This is a genomic window from Acinetobacter shaoyimingii, from assembly GCF_011578045.1.
GTDB lineage: Bacteria > Pseudomonadota > Gammaproteobacteria > Pseudomonadales > Moraxellaceae > Acinetobacter > Acinetobacter shaoyimingii.
Map to the genome: position 1 here is coordinate 2,069,278 of NZ_CP049801.1, position 22,378 is coordinate 2,091,655.

General features: G+C 39.3%; 15 protein-coding genes. 8 read left to right on the forward strand and 7 right to left on the reverse strand.

Annotation, left to right across the window (positions count from 1 at the left end):
- Positions 1 to 707: 707 nt before the first annotated feature.
- From G8E00_RS16410 to G8E00_RS09285, 5 genes are read right to left on the reverse strand one after another with little or no spacing between them, the layout of a single operon-like run.
- Positions 708 to 953 carry a phosphopantetheine-binding protein gene (locus tag G8E00_RS16410; RefSeq protein ID WP_166223949.1) on the reverse strand — a complete coding sequence of 82 codons (246 nt, stop codon included), beginning with the start codon at positions 951 to 953 and terminating at the stop codon, positions 708 to 710.
- Positions 950 to 1,594: an isochorismatase family protein gene (locus G8E00_RS09270; protein WP_166223953.1), complete on the reverse strand. Its 645-nt coding sequence runs from the start codon at positions 1,592 to 1,594 to the stop codon at positions 950 to 952. Before G8E00_RS09270 ends, G8E00_RS16410 begins: the two co-directional genes overlap by 4 nt.
- Positions 1,595 to 1,606: 12 nt before the next feature.
- Positions 1,607 to 3,265, reverse strand: coding sequence for a (2,3-dihydroxybenzoyl)adenylate synthase (locus G8E00_RS09275; protein ID WP_166223956.1), 1,659 nt, complete (start codon positions 3,263 to 3,265; stop codon positions 1,607 to 1,609).
- 14 nt (positions 3,266 to 3,279) lie between these two features.
- On the reverse strand, positions 3,280 to 4,494 hold the full coding sequence (locus G8E00_RS09280) for an isochorismate synthase (protein WP_166223959.1): 1,215 nt from the start codon (positions 4,492 to 4,494) through the stop codon (positions 3,280 to 3,282).
- Between the two features lie 33 nt (positions 4,495 to 4,527).
- Entirely contained in the window at positions 4,528 to 5,298 is a 771-nt protein-coding gene (locus tag G8E00_RS09285) for an SDR family oxidoreductase (protein ID WP_166223962.1), read from the reverse strand.
- Positions 5,299 to 5,562: 264 nt separating this feature from the next.
- Here G8E00_RS09285 and G8E00_RS09290 point away from each other — a divergent pair, with 264 nt between their 5' ends.
- The 4 genes from G8E00_RS09290 to entS are packed head-to-tail and all read left to right on the forward strand — an operon-like array spanning position 5,563 to position 15,493.
- Complete coding sequence (locus G8E00_RS09290; protein ID WP_166223965.1) at positions 5,563 to 6,792, forward strand: alpha/beta hydrolase-fold protein; 1,230 nt, start codon at positions 5,563 to 5,565, stop codon at positions 6,790 to 6,792.
- A gap of 15 nt (positions 6,793 to 6,807) precedes the next feature.
- Complete coding sequence (locus G8E00_RS09295) at positions 6,808 to 7,032, forward strand: MbtH family protein (RefSeq protein ID WP_166223970.1); 225 nt, start codon at positions 6,808 to 6,810, stop codon at positions 7,030 to 7,032.
- Between the two features lie 2 nt (positions 7,033 to 7,034).
- Complete coding sequence (locus G8E00_RS09300) at positions 7,035 to 14,240, forward strand: non-ribosomal peptide synthetase (protein ID WP_166223973.1); 7,206 nt, start codon at positions 7,035 to 7,037, stop codon at positions 14,238 to 14,240.
- Entirely contained in the window at positions 14,240 to 15,493 is a 1,254-nt protein-coding gene (entS, locus tag G8E00_RS09305; RefSeq protein ID WP_166223976.1) for an enterobactin transporter EntS, read from the forward strand. The genes G8E00_RS09300 and entS overlap by 1 nt, the downstream gene beginning before the upstream one ends.
- Positions 15,494 to 15,568: 75 nt before the next feature.
- Here the strand turns inward: entS and G8E00_RS09310 are convergent, their stop codons facing one another.
- Positions 15,569 to 16,309 (reverse strand): 4'-phosphopantetheinyl transferase family protein, encoded by a 741-nt coding sequence (locus tag G8E00_RS09310; RefSeq protein WP_166223979.1) that lies wholly within the window; start codon positions 16,307 to 16,309, stop codon positions 15,569 to 15,571.
- A gap of 163 nt (positions 16,310 to 16,472) precedes the next feature.
- Here G8E00_RS09310 and G8E00_RS09315 point away from each other — a divergent pair, with 163 nt between their 5' ends.
- From G8E00_RS09315 to G8E00_RS09330, 4 genes are all read left to right on the forward strand, one after another.
- On the forward strand, positions 16,473 to 16,727 hold the full coding sequence (locus tag G8E00_RS09315) for a hypothetical protein (protein ID WP_166223982.1): 255 nt from the start codon (positions 16,473 to 16,475) through the stop codon (positions 16,725 to 16,727).
- Positions 16,727 to 17,026 (forward strand): hypothetical protein, encoded by a 300-nt coding sequence (locus G8E00_RS09320; RefSeq protein ID WP_166223986.1) that lies wholly within the window; start codon positions 16,727 to 16,729, stop codon positions 17,024 to 17,026. Before G8E00_RS09315 ends, G8E00_RS09320 begins: the two co-directional genes overlap by 1 nt.
- Positions 17,023 to 18,630 carry a PepSY-associated TM helix domain-containing protein gene (locus G8E00_RS09325; RefSeq protein ID WP_166223990.1) on the forward strand — a complete coding sequence of 536 codons (1,608 nt, stop codon included), beginning with the start codon at positions 17,023 to 17,025 and terminating at the stop codon, positions 18,628 to 18,630. Before G8E00_RS09320 ends, G8E00_RS09325 begins: the two co-directional genes overlap by 4 nt.
- Positions 18,631 to 18,848: 218 nt before the next feature.
- Positions 18,849 to 19,592 (forward strand): thioesterase II family protein, encoded by a 744-nt coding sequence (locus G8E00_RS09330; protein WP_196781982.1) that lies wholly within the window; start codon positions 18,849 to 18,851, stop codon positions 19,590 to 19,592.
- A gap of 536 nt (positions 19,593 to 20,128) precedes the next feature.
- On the opposite strand, the gene G8E00_RS09335 is transcribed toward G8E00_RS09330, so the two are convergent.
- Entirely contained in the window at positions 20,129 to 22,045 is a 1,917-nt protein-coding gene (locus G8E00_RS09335) for a TonB-dependent receptor plug domain-containing protein (protein WP_320077578.1), read from the reverse strand.
- Between the last annotated feature and the right edge of the window lie 333 nt (positions 22,046 to 22,378).

Consider the following 22,378-nt stretch of genomic DNA (forward strand, 5'->3'; position numbering starts at 1 on the left):
ATATTCTATAAAAAATAGAATTTATTCTAAAAATACATTTTTTAAATAAATTTTAATTTTTTAAAGCCAAAAAAATACAAACAATAAAATTTATCACTTTAATTAAGTAATGAGCACCAGACCACATAATATAAATTAACCATGATTGATTTTATATTATTAAAAAAACAAATCTAAATCATTTTAAAAATTAGCATTAAATTATCAAATAGAAATTTAATAGTTGTTTTAATCTATTGTCACAAATGCAATGCTATGATGGTGTATAGAACGATTGAATATGCGAAATTTGCAAAAAAAAATTAAAAATGAATTTAATCCAACCTATTCCTTTGTATCTAAATTTATCCAATGTTGTACTTTTTAAATTCTTATTCCAATGAATCATTGTGTTATTTGATTGGGCTTTTTGGATAAAGTTTGCATATAGCTATGGCTAAAACACTATTCACCTAGGTCATTGAGCGATAAAACAACTAAGGACAACAAATACTGCAACATGACTGAACGTCCTTACATTTGAACTTTGAAGCTTAAAAATAAATAACAACTGGGTTATAGCTTACCCAGTTGTGAAGTATTCCCTTTCTGGTTCAGAACGACATTTAGGGTAGTCTTAGCCATAACCCTGAGCAAAACAAAGTATGCTTTGTTTGCTGCGCAAGATGCAGCGAGCGGCGACATCATCTTTTAAATATCAATATCCCCTAATTTAAAATCTTTTCAATCCATGCCTGCAAATTTGGTTCTTCTGCCAATCCTTCAAAGCTCACATTGCTCCCTTGTTCTTGCCAAATTCCCACCAGAGTCATTAAGCGAACAGAGTCTAGACCCAACAATAATAAATCATCATCCATTTGAATGTCTTCAGCAGGAATTTCCAGCTCAGCACTCACCAATTGAATAATAGAATCCTTCGAGAGTAGATACTGTTGTTCAGTTAAGTCTTTCATTTATGCTTTACCCACTGTTGAATAATTTGATCGGTAGACATGACTTGAGCACAACGTGTGCTGGAATATTTCAACGCCATTTCATGCTCATCTAAACTAAAATCTGCCAAAGCATCAGCGGCCATAAAAGGCTGAATATTTAACATAAAGGCTTCTGCAGCACTCATCAAACAACCAATATGTGCATACACACCACATATAACCAGTTGATTGCGTTTCCACGATGTCATTCGCTCTTCTAAATTTGAAAATTTAAACGCACTGTAGCGCCATTTTTCCAGCACAATATCTTCAGAATCAGGCTTCAGCTCATCATGAATTTTGGTCATTTCAGGATCTGCTTTTAAACCTTTACCCCAAAAATCAGTTAACAGTTGACGATGTTCTGGCGTTTGATCGCCAGATTGAGCCGTATAAACGATAGGTATTCCAAGCTTCCTCGCAGTTTGGATTAACTGTCTACTATGCTCAATTAATGTTGGAATCGGTGCAGCTTGAGTGTCATAAAAATCCAGAAAATATTGCTGCATGTCATGCACCAATAAAACTGATTTTTCGGGATTTAAGCTCCAGCAGGTTTTATTTAAAGGATAGCTGTCATATCGTGGCATCGGGTATGACGCAATTTTAGGAATACTCATTTTTTAATCCGTTTAACTGACCTGTTGAATTTCAAATTTTTTGACCAATGATTTTTTATCAATTTTGCCAAAAGCGGTATATGGGAAGTGATCAAGAAACTCGATTCGATCTGGTATTTTGTAAGTCGCCAAACCAACATTTTGGATATACTGTTTTAAAATTAATCCGCGTCTAAACTCACTTGGATCATCAGGCTGAGATTGCCATAAAACAAATGCACAGCTCTTTTCCCCCAATACCTCATCAGGCATGGCGACCAAGGCGACAAGTTTGACTTGAGGATGGGTAATGAGGGCTTGTTCCACTTCTTCAGTGGCAATTTTTTCACCGCCACGATTAATTTGATCTTTTGCACGTCCTTCAACCACAATACAGCCATCTTCTCGAAGCCGGACTAAATCTCCAGTTCGATAAAAACCATCTGTAGTGAAAGAACGTAGATTATGCTCTGGAGCATTATAGTAACCACGAATCGTATATGGTCCCCGCGTCAACAGATGACCGACGTCTCCTTGTGGTACAGGCTGATCCTCATCATTTACAATCAGTATTTCATCATCTATGCAGAGTTTTCGCCCTTGTGTATGAACAATCTGCTCTTTGGTCATGTCAAAACGGGTGTAATTGACCAAACCTTCTGCCATGCCAAAAACTTGCTGTAGTTTCACTTGGAATTCATCAATTAAGCGTAAGGCAACCACATCTGCTAAGCGTGCTCCGCCCACTTGTAAGCATCTTAAGCTTGATAAAATATCATCTTTATCTTTGGCTGCTTTATCCATCCATGGACGTACCAAAGCTGGGACGAGACACACGTCCGTGACCTGATGTTTTCGGATGAGTTCAAAGGCTTGCGCTGGACTAGGATCAGTACCCAATACAACTGCCCCACCGCTATAGAAAATGCCCAATGCTCCTGCAGAACTCATCGAAAAGTTATGTGCAGCAGGCAAAACCATTAACAGCTTTGATGTTTCATCTAAACAGCAAATTTTGCTACTTTCACGAACACTATATAAATAGTCATCATGGGTTCTTGGAATCAGTTTAGGTATACCAGTACTACCGCCAGACAGCTGTAAAAAAGCCACTTGTTCTGGCGAGCTTGCGCTATATTGAGATGGTTGGAACAGTTCTGGGGTTTCTAATAATGCCGCTACAGCGTGAAACTCCTGCGACTCACCAAGTACAAAAACATGTTCCAAAGCATGATGCATGCTCTTCAGCTTTCGAGCTAATTCTCGATAATCAAATTTTTGCGCACCGACATCTGCACAGAAATAAGCTTTGGCTTGCGTTTGCTCCACAAAACTATTGAGTTCTGAAAAACGATGTGCTGGTAAGGACATGACGGGTAATGCACCCAATCGAATCAAAGCAAAAAATATGATGTAAAAAGCATGATGATTCGGTAACTGTACAATGGCTTTATCACCAGATCGCAAGCCTAATTGATACAGATTTTCAGCACAATCACTGACCAGCAGGTTAAATGTCTTATAAGAGATCTGCTGATCTTCACAATAAATAGCAATATGATGGGGATATTTTTCTGCACATTCCTGTAAAAAATCACTCAGATTCTGTCCAATCCAATAACCTTTCTCCCGATACAAACGAGCAAATTCTTCAGGATATGGAACAGCACCTGCTAAATAATGACTTTGCATTTTATTTCCTTTGCTTAAATTTGGTCAGCCGATAGACCGAAGCCATCAAGTACAGTTCTGAATTTTGCAGCAGTTTCTAAACGTTCAGCATTGGGATTTGAGGAAGATACAATGCCTGCACCTGCAAATAGACGAGCTGTTGCTGCCTGAACCCGCGCGCAACGTACAGTGACAGACCACTCGCCATCTCCTTGCGCATTGGCCCAACCCATGGTCCCTGCAAATAATTCGCGATTAAAACGTTCTACTGTGGAAATTTTTTCACGTGCAAGTGAGGTCGGCTGTCCACAAATGGCAGGTGTTGGATGTAATTTTTCCAACAGATCAAGGACATGCATATCCTGTTTCAACTCGCCTTCTATAAAGCTGGCTAAATGCCAAAGCCGTTTGGTGCTAATCAAAGTCGGAATTTTGGGAATCGTCAACGAAGAGCATAATGGAGATAAAATATCGCCTATCATTTCAATCACTAAAGCATGCTCATAATGATCTTTTTCTGATTTTAATAATTGCTGTGCCATGAGCTGATCCTGCTGTGGATCGTCAATACGAGGGATAGTTCCTGCAACTGGTCGACTACGGATTTTCCGGCCTTGTTTCGCAATGAGTTGTTCAGGACTTGCTCCCACAAACCAGCCATTTTGTGACGCATGTGTAGCTACAGCATAGTTATAGCCATGTTGGTTATATTTAGCTAAGTTATAAAATAACTGCGAAATATCAATATTTTCCGCAAAATTTAACTCTAAACTTCGTGCCAGTACGACTTTATTTAATGCTGTATTTTTGAGATCTTGAATAACCGCATGAACCTGTTGTTGAAATTCCTCTGGGCTTGGTACATATCGTGTGTCGCCACCTTTGAGCTGAGGAAGCTTATAGTCTGGGTGCAGGTATAAAACATTTTGATAAATGTTGCTTTGATCCATCAACATCAATTGTAGATCGTTCACATGCCCAAAGGGAATTCCACCCATTAAAATGGCTTCTTTATGTCCATCGTTTAGCGCTTGATTCAACTGCATTTTCGCAATATTTAATGCTTCAGCAATACTTTTACAATCCTGTGTCGCTACATCTTTAATTTTATTTTCCCCTTTTAAAACATACTCGGGGGTTGTAAAAATGAATCCAGATTCACGATCACATTGGAATACTTCTTCAGCCAATGCGATATACATTTCTGTATAATTTTCTTTATGTATTAAATATGGAATTTGTACTGACATATTTGATTTCCTGATATTTTTATCGGCTTTAACCTAGACACCCAAGGTGGCACCACCATCAATCACCAGTTCTTGCATGGTGATTTGTGAGGCTTGATCAGAAAGTAGAAAATATACAGCTTCTGCAATATCTTCTGGTTCGGCGAGTTTTTTAAGTGGAATTCCAGTACGGAATTGGGCGAGATCGCCTTCAAGTACACTGGCTGGAGGTTGATCATCTGTCCAAAGCTGTTTTTGCATTTGGGTCAGTGTAGACCCTGGAGATACGATATTGACGCGCACATTATAGGGTGCAACTTCGAGTCCTAAGTTCCGACAAAAATGACTCAGTGCAGCCTTTGTTGTCGCATAAAGTCCCAACTGTGTTCTAGGCATTCGCGCACTGTTCGAGCTCACGGTCACGATACTTCCTTTGCCTTTTTGAACAAAATGTTTGGCTACCAACTGACTGATCAGAATGGGACCTTGAACGTTGACGGCCCAACTGTGTTGCCAATCTTGAAGTTTGGCGTCCAATAATGAAGTCATGATAAGAATACCTGCCACATTGACCAAGCCAATCACTTCATTGCGCTTCATGCACTTTTCAATTAATTTCTGCGTATTTTGAAAATCTGATATGTCCTGAACAATCGTCTCTACAGCATGTGCATGATTAGCATCAATCCGTTGCCATAATTCCCATTGTTGCGGATCTGGCTGCTGATCAATGGCAAGCACATGGTAGCCCTGAATCAGCAATTTATGGGTGATAGCAGCCCCCATGCCTTGTGCAGCCCCTGTCACGATGATTGTTTGTTGCATGTTTAGATCCAGTATTATTCAAGCGTCTAAAACATAATTGCAAATAATTATCATTATTATCAATAGCAGTATTTTTTAGTTTGTCTTAATTCAGCACAATCTGTTTATTAAATAATCAATTTTTAAAGCTAAGTTTTTGAATTCTATTTATTTCGTGAAAAAGGCAGTTTTTTAATTAAATTTACTGATAATCATTTTCATTTACGAATAAGAATCATTTTGTTAGTGTGACTTAAATTTTGCTATACCAATAAGTCAGACTTTATGGATAACAATGAGCCTATTCATCCACTGTTGCAATGCAGTGACAGAGGAAGTCCGGCATGGTGGGAACAGATTCTACAGTTTGGAAATCCGCTTATTACCATACGGAATGGAAAGTCTGTCTGTACCTTTGTCTGGCAAAAAACCAGTGCTGAAGTGAGGTATGTGCTGATCGATATTTATTCTCAGTCTCCCTCTATTTATGAACAGTGGAATATCTTGGATGAAATTGAGGGCACAGATATTTGTACCTATACTATTGAATTACCTAAAGATTGGTTTGGCAGTTATGTGATTATAGAAACAGCAGAGCAACCTCCCGCTGTGACAGCTGCCTCAATTAGACGGCAATGGTGGATTGCGCAACTTCAGCAATTTGCCCAAAAGGACCCCTTAAATCCTTATCCAGCATACAGCGGGCAAATCGCACGCTTTATTAATCAAATTCACAGCCATGCTATAGATGACTCTACTGCACCTTTACACAGTATAAAAACAATGAATTGGCACAGTTCATTGTTGCATAACCAAATAGCTGTTGAATGGCTGTCTATAGCAGAGGACAAAGTCAGTGAAGCATCCACAGCAAAGTTGATCTTGTGTTTAGATGGCAATCTCTGGTCGCAACTACAGCTTTTTCAAAAAAAGATGATCGAATCCCATCAACAGGGATCAATCCATAATTGTCTTGTCGTATTTATTGCCTGTACTACTGAAACGCGTGCTCTGCACTATGGTTGTCACGATCTGTTTTGCCATGCTTTGGTACAAGAACTTATTCCACTGATTCATCAGCATTTTCAATATTTAAGTTTTGACGAAACGATGCTCTGTGGGCAAAGCATGGGAGGGCTATGTGCAGTTTATTGCTGCCTACTCTATCCAAATCAATTTGATCATGTGATTAGCCAATCAGGCTCCTATTGGTGGTCTGATTTTTCCAATAGTCAATTTCATCCGCTCAAGTCTAATTCTTTTTTGCATTTAATGGATACCTTGCTGCAAGACAAATCACAGCCACTCTTGAATATTCAGACAAAAATTCATATCAGTGCGGGACATTGTGAAACCGATATGAAACAACACAGCGAAGACTTACATCAGCTCCTAAGCAGTCACCAATTAAGTTCCTCTCATCATCTATTTTACGGCGGCCATGATCCCATTCACTGGCAGGCTGACCTATTGACAACACTAGAGAAATTACTCTCAAAAACAACTGAGCTTTAACAAAGGACCTTGAAAATGTGCAACTTACAAGAAAGTTATATCAATCCATTTGATAACGAAAATTTGAGTTTTCATGTACTCCAAAATCAACAAGGTGAATATAGCTTATGGCCAACCCAACATCCGACTCCAGAGGGATGGGATATTCAATTTGGTCCAGATTCAAGAAAAGCATGCATTGAATACGTAGAAAAATACTGGACATCCATTAATCCCTTTCAAATGAATGTAGGAGAATAACGATGAATCATCCATCCAACTATGCTCTGAAACCTGATGAATCAGCCTCTGTGCAGTATCCGCTCTTATCTACTCAACAGGGTATTTTCCTAGCCGATCATTTAAATGAAACTGAAGATTTATATGCCATAGCTCATTGTATTGAACTGCCCAATTCAATTCAGCTCAATATTTTTAAACAAGCTATTCAACGAGGTATCACTGAAGCACAGACCATTACAGCAGCCTATTCAAAAGAACCTGAACAGGCTTATTTCAAGACATCCACAAATGTTCAAATTGATATCGAGATGCTGGATTTTTCACATCTTTCTACTGAAAAAGCCAAACAAAGGGTTTGGGACTGGATGGCGACCGACCGTAATCAGGCCAAATCGCTTAAAACTCAAGGAAAACGTCTATATCGACAAGTCATTTTTATCACTCAAGACAAACTTTATTGGTATCAGCGTTACCACCACATCATGTTGGACGGCTATAGCTTTATTCAATTAACCAAGCGTATTGTCGAGTTATATCAAAAGTTGTCTCAAAATGAGAATGTTGATGCTTCTCCGTATATTGCGATAGATGAGGTCATTCAGGAAAGACTTGACTATGAACAGAGCGAACAATTTCTGCAAGATCAATTGTTCTGGAAAGACTACTGCAACAATCTCGCTACACCCGTCACCTTAAGTATCCATCATAGCGCACCCAAAACGACGGCGCGATTTATTAAACATCAGTTGCGTATCAGCACTGGAATTTTAAAAAATATTCAGTCGCTTGCAAAAAACCATAAAGTTGCTTTGCCTGATTTGATGATGTCCTTGGCATTACTTTATCTCAACCAAATGACCGATAAAAATACTCTCGTCGTTGGTGTGCCATTTATGCGTCGTTTGGGATCAAAAGCGCTTCGCTCTCCTCTACCGACCGTCAATGTTTTGCCCGTTGAATTTAAAGTCAATGAACAAGATTCATGGATTAGTCTAGCGCAGCATATTAAAGCACAGCTCAATATCATCCGCCCACATCAAAAATATGATGCTGAGCAGATCCTTCGTGATCTTAAAGCTGTCGATATCCATGAACGTATCTACGGTCCAATTCTTAACTACAAGGGTTTTGATCAAGACCTGACCATTGAGAACCAGCCTTTATATACCCATCATATTTCAACAGGACCAATAGATGATTTTGAATTTTCGTTTATTTTACAAAATCAGGAACTGATTATTGAATTACGTGCCGATGCAATCCGTTATCAAGCTGATGAGCTGGCGATGCATGGCGAACGAATCAGTTTATTGTTGCAATCAATTTTAGCTCAGCCTGAACAGCCATGTCTTCAGGTCAATATCACCTCAGCGAATGAACAGACTTTACTGCTCCAAAATGGTACTGGTCCTGACATTCAACATGTCGAAAAATACAATAATATTCTCGATATTTTCTACGAGCAGGTCCATCAACATCCTGATCGTGTAGCTTTAGTCAGTGGCAATATTGATGCCCCTGATCAACTCACTTTTTCAGAATTAGCATTAAAAATTAATCAATTCACGCATTATTTAAAACTGCATGGAGCTGGGAAAAATACAGTCATCGCAGCAGCCATTCCACGCTCTGCCGAGTCGATTGTTGTGATGTTATCGGTATTGAATTCAGGTGCCAGCTTCTTGCCTCTGGATTTAGATTATCCGATCGATCGTATGCAAATGATGTGTGAGGATGCCCACCCCCTATTTGTTTTGACCACTCAGGATATTGCCACACAACTTCCTTCCACGCTAAAAAAGGTATATCTGGATGACACTCAGACCATTGCTGATATAGCTGCTCAGAGTACCGCTGAGATTCCAGCCTCTGAACGTCAATTTGGATTTAAAGATGTTGCATACGTGATCTTTACGTCGGGCAGTACGGGTCGTCCCAAAGGGGTCATGAATACCCATGGCTCATTATTGAATCTCATATTATCCCATCAGCATACCATTTACTGGCCAGTGCTTCAGGCCGTGCAGCAACGTTACCCACATCGTCCTTTACGCGCTGCACATACACATTCATTTTCTTTTGATTCTTCTTGGCTACAAGTGTTCTGGATGATTTGGGGACAAGAACTACATATTTTTGATGAGAATATGCGCCGTGACGCATGGGGATTGGTACAAGAAATCCAAAAACGTCACATTGATACCTTAGATTTACCACCATCATTCTGCGCACAAATGATGACCAATGGTTTATTTGAAGCAGGCAAGCATCATCCCAGTCTAATTCTTATTGGAGGTGAGGCTGCGCCTCTTGCTTTATGGCAACAACTCAATGCACAACCTAACCTGTTCGCCCATAATCTATATGGACCAACTGAATATACGGTCGATACCTTCCGCGCAGAACTCAAGTTGACTGAACGTCCCGTAATTGCCAATCCAATTGGAAATACACACGCTTATGTGCTGGATCGACATTTAAAACGGTGTCCTATTGGCGTTATTGGTGAGCTTTACATTTCTGGATATGGTATTGCCAATGGTTATCTAGGACGTGCCGATTTAAGTGCAACACGCTTTGTTGCCAATCCATTTCAATCTGGTGAGCGTATGTACCGAACTGGAGATCTGGTACGTTGGAATTATGACGGTAAGCTTGAATTTATGGGTCGATGTGATGACCAGATCAAAATCCGTGGTTATCGTGTTGAAATTGGTGAAGTCGAAAATGCACTTTCAGTTTTACCAGATATTGAAAGTGTTGTAGTGATTGCTGAACCCATCAATAACAGTCACCGTCTGCTTGGCTATTGTGTTGTGAAAAATCTGCAGTGGGATGAAGAAAAAGCGGAAATGCTCAGTGAATATTACCTCAGCATATTACGCCAAAAAATTCCTGAATATATGGTTCCATCCGCTTTAACTGTGCTCGATCAATTTCCTCGTAATGTCAGTGGTAAGGTAGATAAAAAAGCACTCCCACGCCCCCAAATCCGTACTGGTAGCCGTCAGGCACAGACGCCTCAACAACAGTTGTTATGTAAGATCTCTGCCGAGATTCTGAAATTGGATCACATGGGTATCGATGATGATTTCTTTATGACAGGTGGTGACAGTATTTCAGCGATTATGTTGTGCACACAATTACGTCAACATGGTTATCTTTTAAAACCGAGTGATGTATTTCAATTGAAAACCATCGCGGCAATTGCTACGCAGCTCAAACAGCTTGAAACTCTATCGCCTGCTGTGTCCCGCCAAATTGTGGATGATGAATTACAACAGCATGTACGCTTGAACTACGGTCAACACTATTACGCTTTACCTTTACTGCCCTTACAAAAAGGCATGTTATTTCATACACAGGCTGAACAACATGCAAATTACCATGCATTTACCCAGATCAGTCTAAAAGGCGATGTTAATTTTTCACGTCTTCAGCTGGCGCTTAACCGTGTTCTTGAAAAGCATCCTCAGCTGTCAGGCTGGTTTGATCACCAGACTAGTGAAGAACCTATTTTTGTTTATGCAACGCAGCCACAACAAGCTTGGCCTTTACAATATATTCCATGTGAAGCACAACATCTTGAAGCCAAAATACAAGAACTTCTGAACGTGCCGATGCATATTGATCAGGAAAATGGTTTGATTCAAGCCGCTTTGCTTCAACATCAGCCTGATCAATATGAATTACTCCTGCTTGTGCATCACTTATTAACTGATGGCTGGTCAACCCCGCTCTTTATGCAAGATCTCATTGAGGCATACCAAGATCCAGAAACTGAGCTACCTGTATTGCAATATAGTTATCAGTCTGTGATTGAACAATTGGCTGGTCGTGACCAGCAAGTTGATCTAGAGGTCTGGCAACGTGATCTTGCCGATGCTCAAGCACTGATTCTATTTGATGGCTATGAAAAACAGGCGGTGCAAGAACATAGCATTCAATTGAGTCCTGAAACATCAAAGTCCTTACAACAGCGTTTGCGTCAATCTGGCATCACCTTAAATGTCTATATGCAAATGATCTGGGCAATGACCTTGCACATGTATGCACATCGAGATGATCTTATTTTCGGAACACCAGTTTCTGGGCGTACCGCTGCTATTTCTGGATTGGAACAACAGATTGGTTTATTTCTAAACACCATTCCTGTGCGTGTTCAGCTCAACATGCATCTCAGTCTATGGCAACAATTGGCAGAACTTCAAAATCTACATAGCCAACATTTGGAACACGATGGCGTGGGACTCAGTGCTATTCAACAGCATTTGGGTATGGGTCCTTTATTTGACACACTATTGGTGGTTGAGAATTATCCTGATCATGGTTATTTACAGCAACAATTCGGCGAAGCACGGATTCAACAATTGCTGAACCGTGGTTACAGCCACTATCCATTAACATTGCTGGTGATTCCTGATGAATCGGTTGAGTTGTTATTGGAACAACGTGGGGTGATAACGGCGCCAGAACAATTCTTGGCACGTATGGTTCAGATGATTGAAATTTCATTACAGTCACCAGAGAAAATGCTATCTCATTATCCTTTGCAGGATAAAACCGAACAATTATTAATCCAAAAAATCAATTCGACTTCACATCCTGTACCTAGGACTACACTACAACAATTGCTACGTGATGCCATGCAACAGCATACCCATCAAATTGCACTCATTGAAAATGACAATGAGTACAACTTTGCTGACGTTGAGCAACAGGTTTTCACTTTAAGTCAAAAATTGCAATCTTTAGGTGTTCAATCTGGTGATCTTGTTGCCATTGCTCTGCCCCGTTCTGCACGACTCAGCATTGCGATTTTGGCAATCATTGAGACTGGTGCTGCGTATTTGCCTATCGATTTACAGCATCCAATCTCTCGTATTCAATATATGTTAGAAGATGCACAGCCACGTCTTTTAATCACTGCTTCAGGATTGCTTGAAGAGACCAGTATCAAGCGTTACGACTTCGATGAAATCTTAGCTTTACAGCATTTACAAGTTTCAACAGCACCTGCGATCAGTCCATCACATCCGGCTTATATGATCTATACGTCTGGAACAACAGGACAACCCAAAGGTGTATTGGTGTCTCATCAAGCCATTGTAAATCGGATTTTGTGGATGCAAGCGCAATATCCATTAACCGTCAAAGATCGTATTTTGCAGAAAACCCCTTGTACTTTCGATGTATCAGTCTGGGAATTTTTCTGGTCCTATTTGACAGGTGCACAACTGGTTATTGCGCCCGTCGATGCACATAAAGATCCAATCATGCTCCTAGATTTAATTCAGCATCATGGCATTACGACATTGCATTTTGTTCCTTCCATGCTCAGTGTATTTGAAACTGCCGTAAGTGAGGTTTTATCAGAAAATCAAATCCAAGCTTTACAACTGAAACGTGTATTCTGTAGTGGTGAGGCTTTAACTACGGCCGTTGCGAAACGTTTCAAAACTCAATTTAACTGCGAATTGCATAATTTGTATGGTCCAACGGAAGCAGCCGTCGATGTTAGCTCGATGGAAGTCACTCAGGAGCAGATTGCCAAATATCCGCATAGTATTCCGATTGGCTATCCAGTTTGGAATACCGAGTTATATATACTTGATCAATATTTACGCCCTGTTCCAATGGGTGTTGAAGGTGAACTGTATATCGCTGGGTCGCAATTGGCGATGGGTTATTTAAACCGATCAGAATTATCCGCAACACGTTTTGTGGCCAACCCATTCCAGCTTGGGCAACGCATGTATAGAACGGGTGATATTGCACGCTACAATTTAGATGGCAGTATTCAGTATATTGGACGTACAGATGATCAGCTGAAAATTCGTGGTCAACGTATTGAACTGGGTGAAATTGAACAGCAGATTCGTCAATTTAGCGGTATCTCCAATGTTGTTGTCCAGCCAGTGTCTTTGAGTGGCAATGCATCAAGCGATCATGAAACGAAAAATGATGCAACGGGAAATAAAACAACTCAAAGTAATCCAAATAGCGATACAGATATACAGCTCGTCGCTTATTTGCAGACCCATGAACAAATTGATATCGCAGTACTGAAGAAGAAGTTAAAACAGAGCTTGCCTGAATACATGTGTCCAGCTGAGTTTATCTGCTTAGAAAAATTTCCACTGAGTCATAACGGAAAACTAGACCGTAAAGCCCTACCGAAACCAGATCGAAAAGATCAAACCAAATCACAGCGTTTTGCTAGCAGTGAACTCGAACATCATGTTTGCGAAATTTTCCAAAAGTTACTCAACATCGATTCACCCATTGCAATTGATGAAGACTTTTTTGCAATAGGCGGTCATTCAATACTGGTCATGCGTCTAGCGATAGAAATCAAAAAAGCGTTCCATCAAACTATTTCCATTGGCGAACTCATGGTCAATGCCAGCATTGAGAGAATTGCGGCTTTACTCTTGTCTAAAGAGCATTTGGCTGAAGTTGAAAAGACAGGAATGCAGGACATCTTACCTATTCGTTCAGGTTCAAGTACGCCATTGTTTTGTTTCTATCCGGGTTCTGGCTCCGCTTGGCAATATACGGTATTAAACCGTTATCTAGATCCTGAAATTCCAATTATTGGTTTTCAATCATCACGTCCAAACGGTTTATTAGCAAAATGTAAAAGCATGGATGAATTGATTGAAAAACAAATTGCCCTATTGTTTCTACAACAGCCACAAGGTCCATTCCGATTACTCGGCTATTCTCTTGGAGGAACAATTGCATATGCAATTGCTGTCAGACTACAAGAGTTGGGTTATGAGGTTGATTATTTAGGATTACTAGATACTTATCCAGCTGAAATTCATCAGTGGCAAGAAGAATCCGTGGAAGAAAAAAATGCTGAAGCGGAACAGATGCAGTTTTTTGCAGACTTAATGGCAGATGCTGATAGTGACTTTCATCAACAGGCAGTAAAAATTCAAGAAGATATTTTTGCGAATTATAATGATGCCGTACGTCTGCTCAAGCCATACAAGATGCAGAAATTTAATGGCAAAATGCATTTATATGTCGCATGTAAGGACCTGCTTCCTTATATACAACCTCAAGCACAATGGACACCTTTGGTCAATGAACTCGAAATTACCTATTTAGAGCATGTTGATCATACCAATATTTTGTCACCTGAAAAATTAGTCCATTTAGGTCCAATTTTAAATCAACATATAAAAAATGAGATGTTAAACGTGGAGCAAGTGTAATGAAACTTGCTTCTCTGCTCACAGATTTCAGCTTGCTGAAAACCAACGCTAATTTTCGCAATGTATTTATTGCTCGGACATTATCACTACTCACGATTGGTATGCTGGTGGTTGCAATTCCCAAGCAAATCTACGATATGTCGGGCAGTTCATTTGATATTGCTATGGCTGTTGCCCTCGAAGGGATTGCCATGTTTATTGGCTTATTGTGTGGCGGTGTACTATCGGATCGTTATGACAGAAAAAAGTTAATCCTGCTCGCACGTAGCCTGTGTGGGCTTGGTTTTATTGCTTTGGCCATCAATGCCATGCTCTCTGAAGCCTCCTTATCCCTGATCTACATTTTAGCGGCATGGGACGGTTTTTTTGGTGCTTTGGGGGTAACGGCCATGATGGCCATTATGCCCATGATTGTAGGACGCGAAAATGTCACACAAGCACGTGCCATTAGCATGTTGTCTGTGCGTTTAGCGACGGTTATATCGCCCGCCATTGGAGGTATATTGATTGCCTTTGGGGATATTTCGAGTGTCTACTGGATTGCTGCGATAGGCACATTACTTACCGTCATCACTTTATTGGGTCTACCTGCGCTAAAACCTCAACATACCCGTGATCAAGAATCGCCTATACAGCAGTTAATAAAGGGCTTTAAGTTTGTATTTCAACATAAAATTGTTGGTAGTACGATTTTGATTGGCACATTACTTGGATTTAGCAGTGCCATTCGTATCTTTTTCCCTGAAATGGTAGAAAAGCAATTTCTGGGTGGCGCTTTTGAATTGGGATTGATGTATTCAGCAGTACCTCTGGGCGCAACATTAGGGGCACTGTTAAGTAAATGGGCCATTCATTTACAACATCCGGGTAAGATCATGCTCTACCTGTGCCTAGGGGTATTTAGTTGTATTATCTTGATTGGACTAGTTCCCTGGTTCTATCTCTGTTGTATGTTATTGATTGTCTTTGGTTATTTGATGTCTATTGCCAACTTATTGCAATATAGCATTGTACAAGGTCATACACCGGATGATTATCTGGGCAGAATAAATGCCATTTGGTTAGCCCAAGATGCATCATCAGACTCTATTGCAACCACAGGGATTGGTTTATTAACACGCGTTATACCTATCTCGACGGCGATCCTTTATATGGGAGCTGTGAGTCTAGTATTAGGCTTAGTCTGTCTAATTCAGCTCAAAAGTATTCGCCAAGCGCCATTAAATGATCCTAGCTTACAAGACAGTCCTTAATCATTGTCAATCGATACTCAAAGCGTTCACACCAAGATCGCTTTGAGTATTTATCGTTGAGTATCATCTTTCTGCTTAGATATCTGTAATCCATGTCAAAACATAGTCTTCTTCACTTCGCCAAAACCCTTGGTACTCGTGCTTTAAATAAAATTTCTTTTGTAAAACAGGGTCAAATTTTAGTGTTATTTTTTGCTTTAAACAGTCTATCTCAGTGATATGAACTTCCAAAAAATCAATATATTGCTGCACTTTTTCATAGACAGCTTTATACAAACTCTCTTTTATAGAAAAACTTAAAGTCAGAAATTGAACAAAGTTTAATTTTGCGCCAGCTTGTAATTCCCAAAGCAGTATTTCCGTCTGATTTAGAATTAAATGTACACTTTGCTCTGCAAAATCTTGATCTACCCAATGCTCAATATCTATTCCTAAATCATGTACTTGAGTTGAAACAACTACAACCACTTTATTTTGGGAATGGCTGATTGAACCTTTAATTCCTAATGGCCACTGTGGCAGCTTCTCAGTCAATGACGTAATCGAAGTCGTAACTTTGAAATGACGTCTTAACATCATCTGTGCCAGCAATCTTGCACTACAGAATTCAATGATTCTTTTTTTACAGGCCTGTCTTAAATAGGTTGGATGATGTTCATCAAAGTTAAGACTTAAAGTATTTAAACTTTCTAAATCAATTTGGTAAGTGATAAATGAAGGATCAAGTAAAATTTCTTCTGCATAATGACCTATCGTATCAATGAATATCGGATCAAAAATTAACCTGTTCGTCGTCATGATTGCACGCTCTTTCACTCCTTAAACAAACCCAAAAATCACTTTTTCTTGCGCAAACAGCCTGTGTACAGGATTATGTGTCGTTATTCATATAATTAATAGTAAATAATTATTATATACATTTGATAATGATTATCAATTCTATATACTATACAACGAAATTGAATAATACGCTTATAACATGAATATCTTGGGTATCTTCCTGACTACTTTGGGCGCAGTGCTGTTCTATTTTAGTCATCCAAATCAGTATTTACTGAAACAACCTTTGCCATCTTTTTTTAGAATTTTGGCAATTTCCAGCTTGCTCATGGGCTTGGTTTTACTACTTTTATGCATGTCAAAAGTGACTGCTGTATTCCTATGGTTGGTATTGATGATCTGTATTTGGTCATTCTTTCCATTTATTCCCCTTTTTAAGCGGAGTATTCAGTAATGGCAAAGCAAATCAAAAATCATATTCAACCAGACTGGATCAGTAAGACCATCGCTGGTGGTGTTTTAGGGCTCAGTTTCTCAGTTGCTATTGCAAATTTACTCGTGCTTTTCGGCAAAGATTACCTTGAACTTAGCCTGATTAGACAGTTTGGCATGTGGACCATTCCATGGCTGTGGATGACGATATTTTTCGCCACATATTTTATTCCTAAAGGTAAAACCGCTTTATACATCTTTGTGGTGGCGAATGTCATCGCTTATGTATTGTTATTCAGTTTTCGGGGGCAATCAGCATGAAAGTACGTTCAGATGTAATGAAGCTTTCGAAAAGTATGCATACATGGGTGGGTATTACATCAGGTATCTTATTGTTTATCTGTTTTTTTGCTGGTGGATTGAGTATGTTCCAATATCAATTCAGCAAATGGGCCACACCACAGCAGCAAGTCCTGAATAAGATTCAACCAGATCAATATCAGCAACTTATTGATAAAGTGCAACAGCAATTTCCTGAAACTCAACAATCTTTCAGCTTAAGTTTTCAAGACAATGAGTTTTATTATGCGCCTCTGAGTTGGAAAGAAAAACGTGGCAGAGGGTTCAACCGCGATCAGACCTCATGGCTAGCATCATTGGATGAAAATGGCGAGCTTGTGACACGGCAGGAAAATTTGTCAAAAGCAGGCTGGCTCATCGAGCAACTCCATGAAACCGCTGGTATACCAGGCATTATTGGACATGAAGGTTTGGGTGTCTATGTCATGGGCGTTGTGTCTGTGCTGTATTTTCTTGCCATTATGTCGGGTCTATTTATCTTGCTCCCGACATTGGTGAAAGACTATTTTGCCATCCGTCCTGGTAAAAATAAAAAACGCTTCTGGTTAGATACACATAATGTTGTAGGCATTACCAGTTTACCCTTTCACATTATCATCAGTATTACAGTCATCGTATTTGCTTTCCATGATTTGTTTTACGACTCGATTAACCATCTTGCTTTAAATAATGCCAGCAGACCTAAACCTCCTGTGGCAGAGCGCATGATTGAAACAAGTCCCTCGCAGCTAAGCATTGAAAAAATTCTACATAAAGTTAAAGAAGTTTCACCAGAGTATACAATAGATTATATTGAATTCAGTGACTTAGAAAATCCTGAAAAAGCCAATGCGCGTATTGCACTGTATAGTGGTGAACAAATGCTACGTGGTGCGAGCAATGACTTTATGCGTATGAACCCATATGAGGTTGATCGTTATAATCATAGTGGCATCCACACCCAAGCTGGTGCTGGTGAAACCGCCATCAATGCAATGTTTAGCCTGCATTTTGGTAGTTATGGTGGCAATCCTGTTCGCTGGATTTATCTAATCTTAGGACTAGGTGGAGCATTCCTCTTTTATTCAGGCAATATCTTGTGGATTGAAACACGTGCACGAAAACAAAAACGTCCCCAAGATCCGATTCCGACTCAGCGCAAAGATGTGGTGTTCATGGCCAATCTCACCATTGGAACTTGCTTAGGTTGCATTATCGGGATTATCGGCGCACTCGTCATTGGACGATGGGTTTTGGCATTGTGGTCAGTTCAAAGTGCCAATCACCTGTTTATGAACAGTTATTATGGTCTTTTTTTCTTGAGCATCATTTACACCTTTATTACGGGCTATGCCAAAGCGCTTCCACAACTATTACTCAGTATTAGTATCCTGTTATTTGCGATGCCTATAACATCTGCGATTGCGGTTATTTTTCCCGACTTAGGTTTGGGCTCATATCATGCATATTTAAGTACTTTAGACATTGTTGCCTTGTTATTTGCCCTCGCCTTTCTACGTTTCTATCAACAGGCGAAAGACCGAAAACAAGCTGCGACGGCAGGCTCTTTATGGGCGGTTAAATAATACCTGCATTCCTAAATCACAACTTCTTAAATATAGATCGAAGTCACCAGTCCTTACATTGAATGATTATCCATTTTGTAAGGGCTAGTTGATCTCGATAGTGATTAACCAAATTGGAAATGCGCATTTGGGCGCTCATAAATGTGAATCACTGATTCAGCATTTTTCAATAGGTCAGGCTCAGTACATTATTCCTCATAAGAATGGAGAACGATGCTATGCAAGATACATGCTTTAATATGTTTTGCCTTCCTCCTGCAGGATGTAACGCAAATATTTATTTTCCATGGAAAAAACAAGTTTCGGATGACATCAATATTATTCCGCTGGAATATCCCGGTCACGGTACAAAACTTTCTCAACCCTTCATCAATCATGTTGATTTACTTGCAGAACACCTTATGAATGAGATGTTGGCCTATTCAGATACGCCCTTTATTCTGTTTGGACACAGTCTAGGCGGTGGTCTAATCTGGAAAATTCTGGAAAAGCTTCAGCATCACCCCATGCTACAACAACTCAAACTCATAATGATCAGTAGCCGACCTGAACATGATTATGCTCAACATCTGACTCAAAAGCATCTGCTGAATGATCAAGATATTTTACAGGAAATACGCAAGTACAATTACTTACCTGATCAGGTCTTAAATAATCCATCACTGTTACAGTTTTGTCTCAAGGTCATTCGTCATGATTTTGCTTTAAGTGATCAGCTGATTGCCGAAAAGGTTAAGCAAACTTCGATACCCTTAATGGCATTTTATGGAAAGGACGATCCAGATATACCGAATGCCATCATGATGGAGGCATGGCAAAAACATACGACCGCGTGGTTAGGTTGCCAAATACTATCAGGAAATCATTTTTATTTTACTGAACCCAGGGTACTCAAACAACTGCTCCAATATATTCAAGATATTGTTCAACAACATCTAATGCCACCCCAATCCATCCTTTGAAATATCAATCTATATAAATCGATATAATTTGAGGTCATCTCGACAAGGGAATAACCCTTGTTATCAATTCATGTCTTATTTGTGTTGTTTATACCTAAAACACTTTGTTTATACCTAAAACACGTTGTTTATACCTAAAACACAAGGCATGGTTGAAACACCAACAAGCGCTAGATTCCACATTGATGCATTCGATGTATTTATTCAAAAATTCACAATAATAATCGGGCTAAACATTCAAACCTTAAACATTCAAAATGCATTCAGAGATAATTTAAAGTGTAAAAACCTTCATGATACCCCCACTCTGAGCCGGATGTGGCGCAGAACAAGGGAGTATCATTGATCATTTAGATACGAGTCAATGAGCTTTGATTTGAAAGGATTCTATTGCTAAACAAATGAAATAATGAATAATTTAATCATCTTTTATAGCCTCAAACATTCCTGCTTTTACAGCTAATAAACCCAAACTTCATTATTTATCGATAAAAAGAATATCATTCTATCAAATTGATTTTTATATTTTTTATAAATCAGAAACTATAAGCCAATTTAGCAAAATAGTTACGACCATAAACTTTGGTATTAAAGGCTGTATCTTTATCTTCAAGATCTACATCTGATAGATTTTTAATACCATAATCCAACTTCAAATTTTGGCTTAAATTTGAAGAGAAAGCTAAATTATAGAGGGTATAACCGCCAAGTTCTTTACCTGTATTGGCATTAAGGGTTTGTTTACCAATATAATTGGCATCTGCAACAACGCGGAAATTATTCACTGGTTCCCAGTTTACTGCCAAGTTCGCCATCCATTCAGGTCGTTCAGTTAAATCAACTTTTTTAGGTTTAGAGACATCTTTCGCATCAAGATAAGTCGCATTTGCTTTAAAGTTCAGTTTGTCATTGACGTTATAACCACCCGTTAATTCCACGCCTTTAATTTTAGCTTCAGAAATGTTTTCCCAGATATTGGGGAAAAGATCTTCATAACGTGGATCAGACTTAGCCAAACTTACACGACTAATTAAATTATCTACTTCATTCTGGAAGAGTGTAACTCCTGCATTCCAGTTCTGACGTTTGATCAATAGTGAAGCTTCATAGTTGGTACTTTCTTCAGCTTCTAAATCTGGATTTCCACGAATTTTACATGTACCGCCACAACTCACCATATTATAGTCATAATTTAATTGGTAAGCTGAAGGAACCTTATAGGCTTGACCAAATCCCCCCTTGGCAACGATACCATCTGCAATTTCATAGCTCAAATAGCCTTTACCGGTAAATTTACCATCAAAATTGTCATAATCATCATAGCGACCACCTAAAGTCAACGTCAGACGATCGTTAATATGGGTATCATTTTGAACAAAAACACCGATGTTTTCTTGCTCAGTACCACCTGATAAATAAGAGACTTTATCTGTTATTTCTTGTTTTTTATAGTCAGAACCTACAGTCATGTTGTTATTTAACCAATTAAAGTTGGTAAACAAACGTGCATTTAGATTGTCTTGTTTATAGTGACGTTGCTGAGGATTATCATATTCACTGTCATAGTCATCAATTTTACCGGACTCTTTACCAATATAGGCTTCCGTTTTACCCCAAGACCAGTTCCCCCGATGGGTAATACCAATATTGGTCCGCTCCATTTCCATTGCTTGCCAAGACGTTAGACTATCTCGAGTCAGTGGGCGCTTATCTTTATTATAGGTTAGATCCAAATCGAGACTTTGTTGGTCATTCACATCCCAAGTCAAAGCACCTTGAATATTTTGAGTGTCTTTTTCAACAAAATAATATTCTTCAGGGTCTGAACCAGGACGATTCCACGCATCACGATGGTAGACATCTCCAGATAAATTAAAACTAAGCTGATCTGTTAAACCACCACGCAAGTTAAATCCGTAGCGGTGTTGATTTTTACCTTCGCCATTTTCAGCACGATTAAATTGAGTAAAGACTTGACCGTTAAGTTGTCCAACCTCGCCCTTTTTGGTAATGATATTGATGACCCCACCCATAGCATCAGAACCATATAGCGATGACATCGGACCACGAATCACTTCAATACGTTCAATACTATTCAGCGGAATCGAACTCCAGTCAAAATCATTACCACGCCACATCGCACCACTGGAAGTAGTCCGTTTACCATTGACTAAGATCAACGTATAAGAACCAGAAGTATCCTGCATTCCTCGAATAATGATTTTGTCTTGTCCAGAATTGTAGTTATACACCCCAGCTTCTCTGTTCAATACTTCAGCAATATTGGTTGCAGCACTTTTTTCAATATCCTCAGCCGTGACCACGCTGATCGAAGCAGGTGCTTTCGTCAGATCCTGTTCTGCTAAAGAAGCTGAAACGACAATGGTTTCCAGACGTTGAGAATCGCTTGGAACATCAGCAAAAGCATGTGCAGTAATAAGCCCGACACACACAGCTAAAATTGAACGTTGAAACACCAGAAGCTCTCCCTTTCATTGTAATTTGAATGATAATGATATTAATTATCATTTACTAAATGCGCAGATAATACCCTTATCATTTTTTAAAAACAAGTGAAAATGCGTTGAGTAATTGATCAAATCATCAATAATGTGATGGTTCTGAATCAATATATGAAACTGCAAATTTGAAATACAAACTGGAAATCAAGTAAATATGTTAAATGATACAAAAATAGGGCTATAAACTACCGAAAGCCTAGCATCTTCGAATTTCAATGAAAAAATCTACGTGAACATTGGGACAATAACTCAAGAACCAACGAG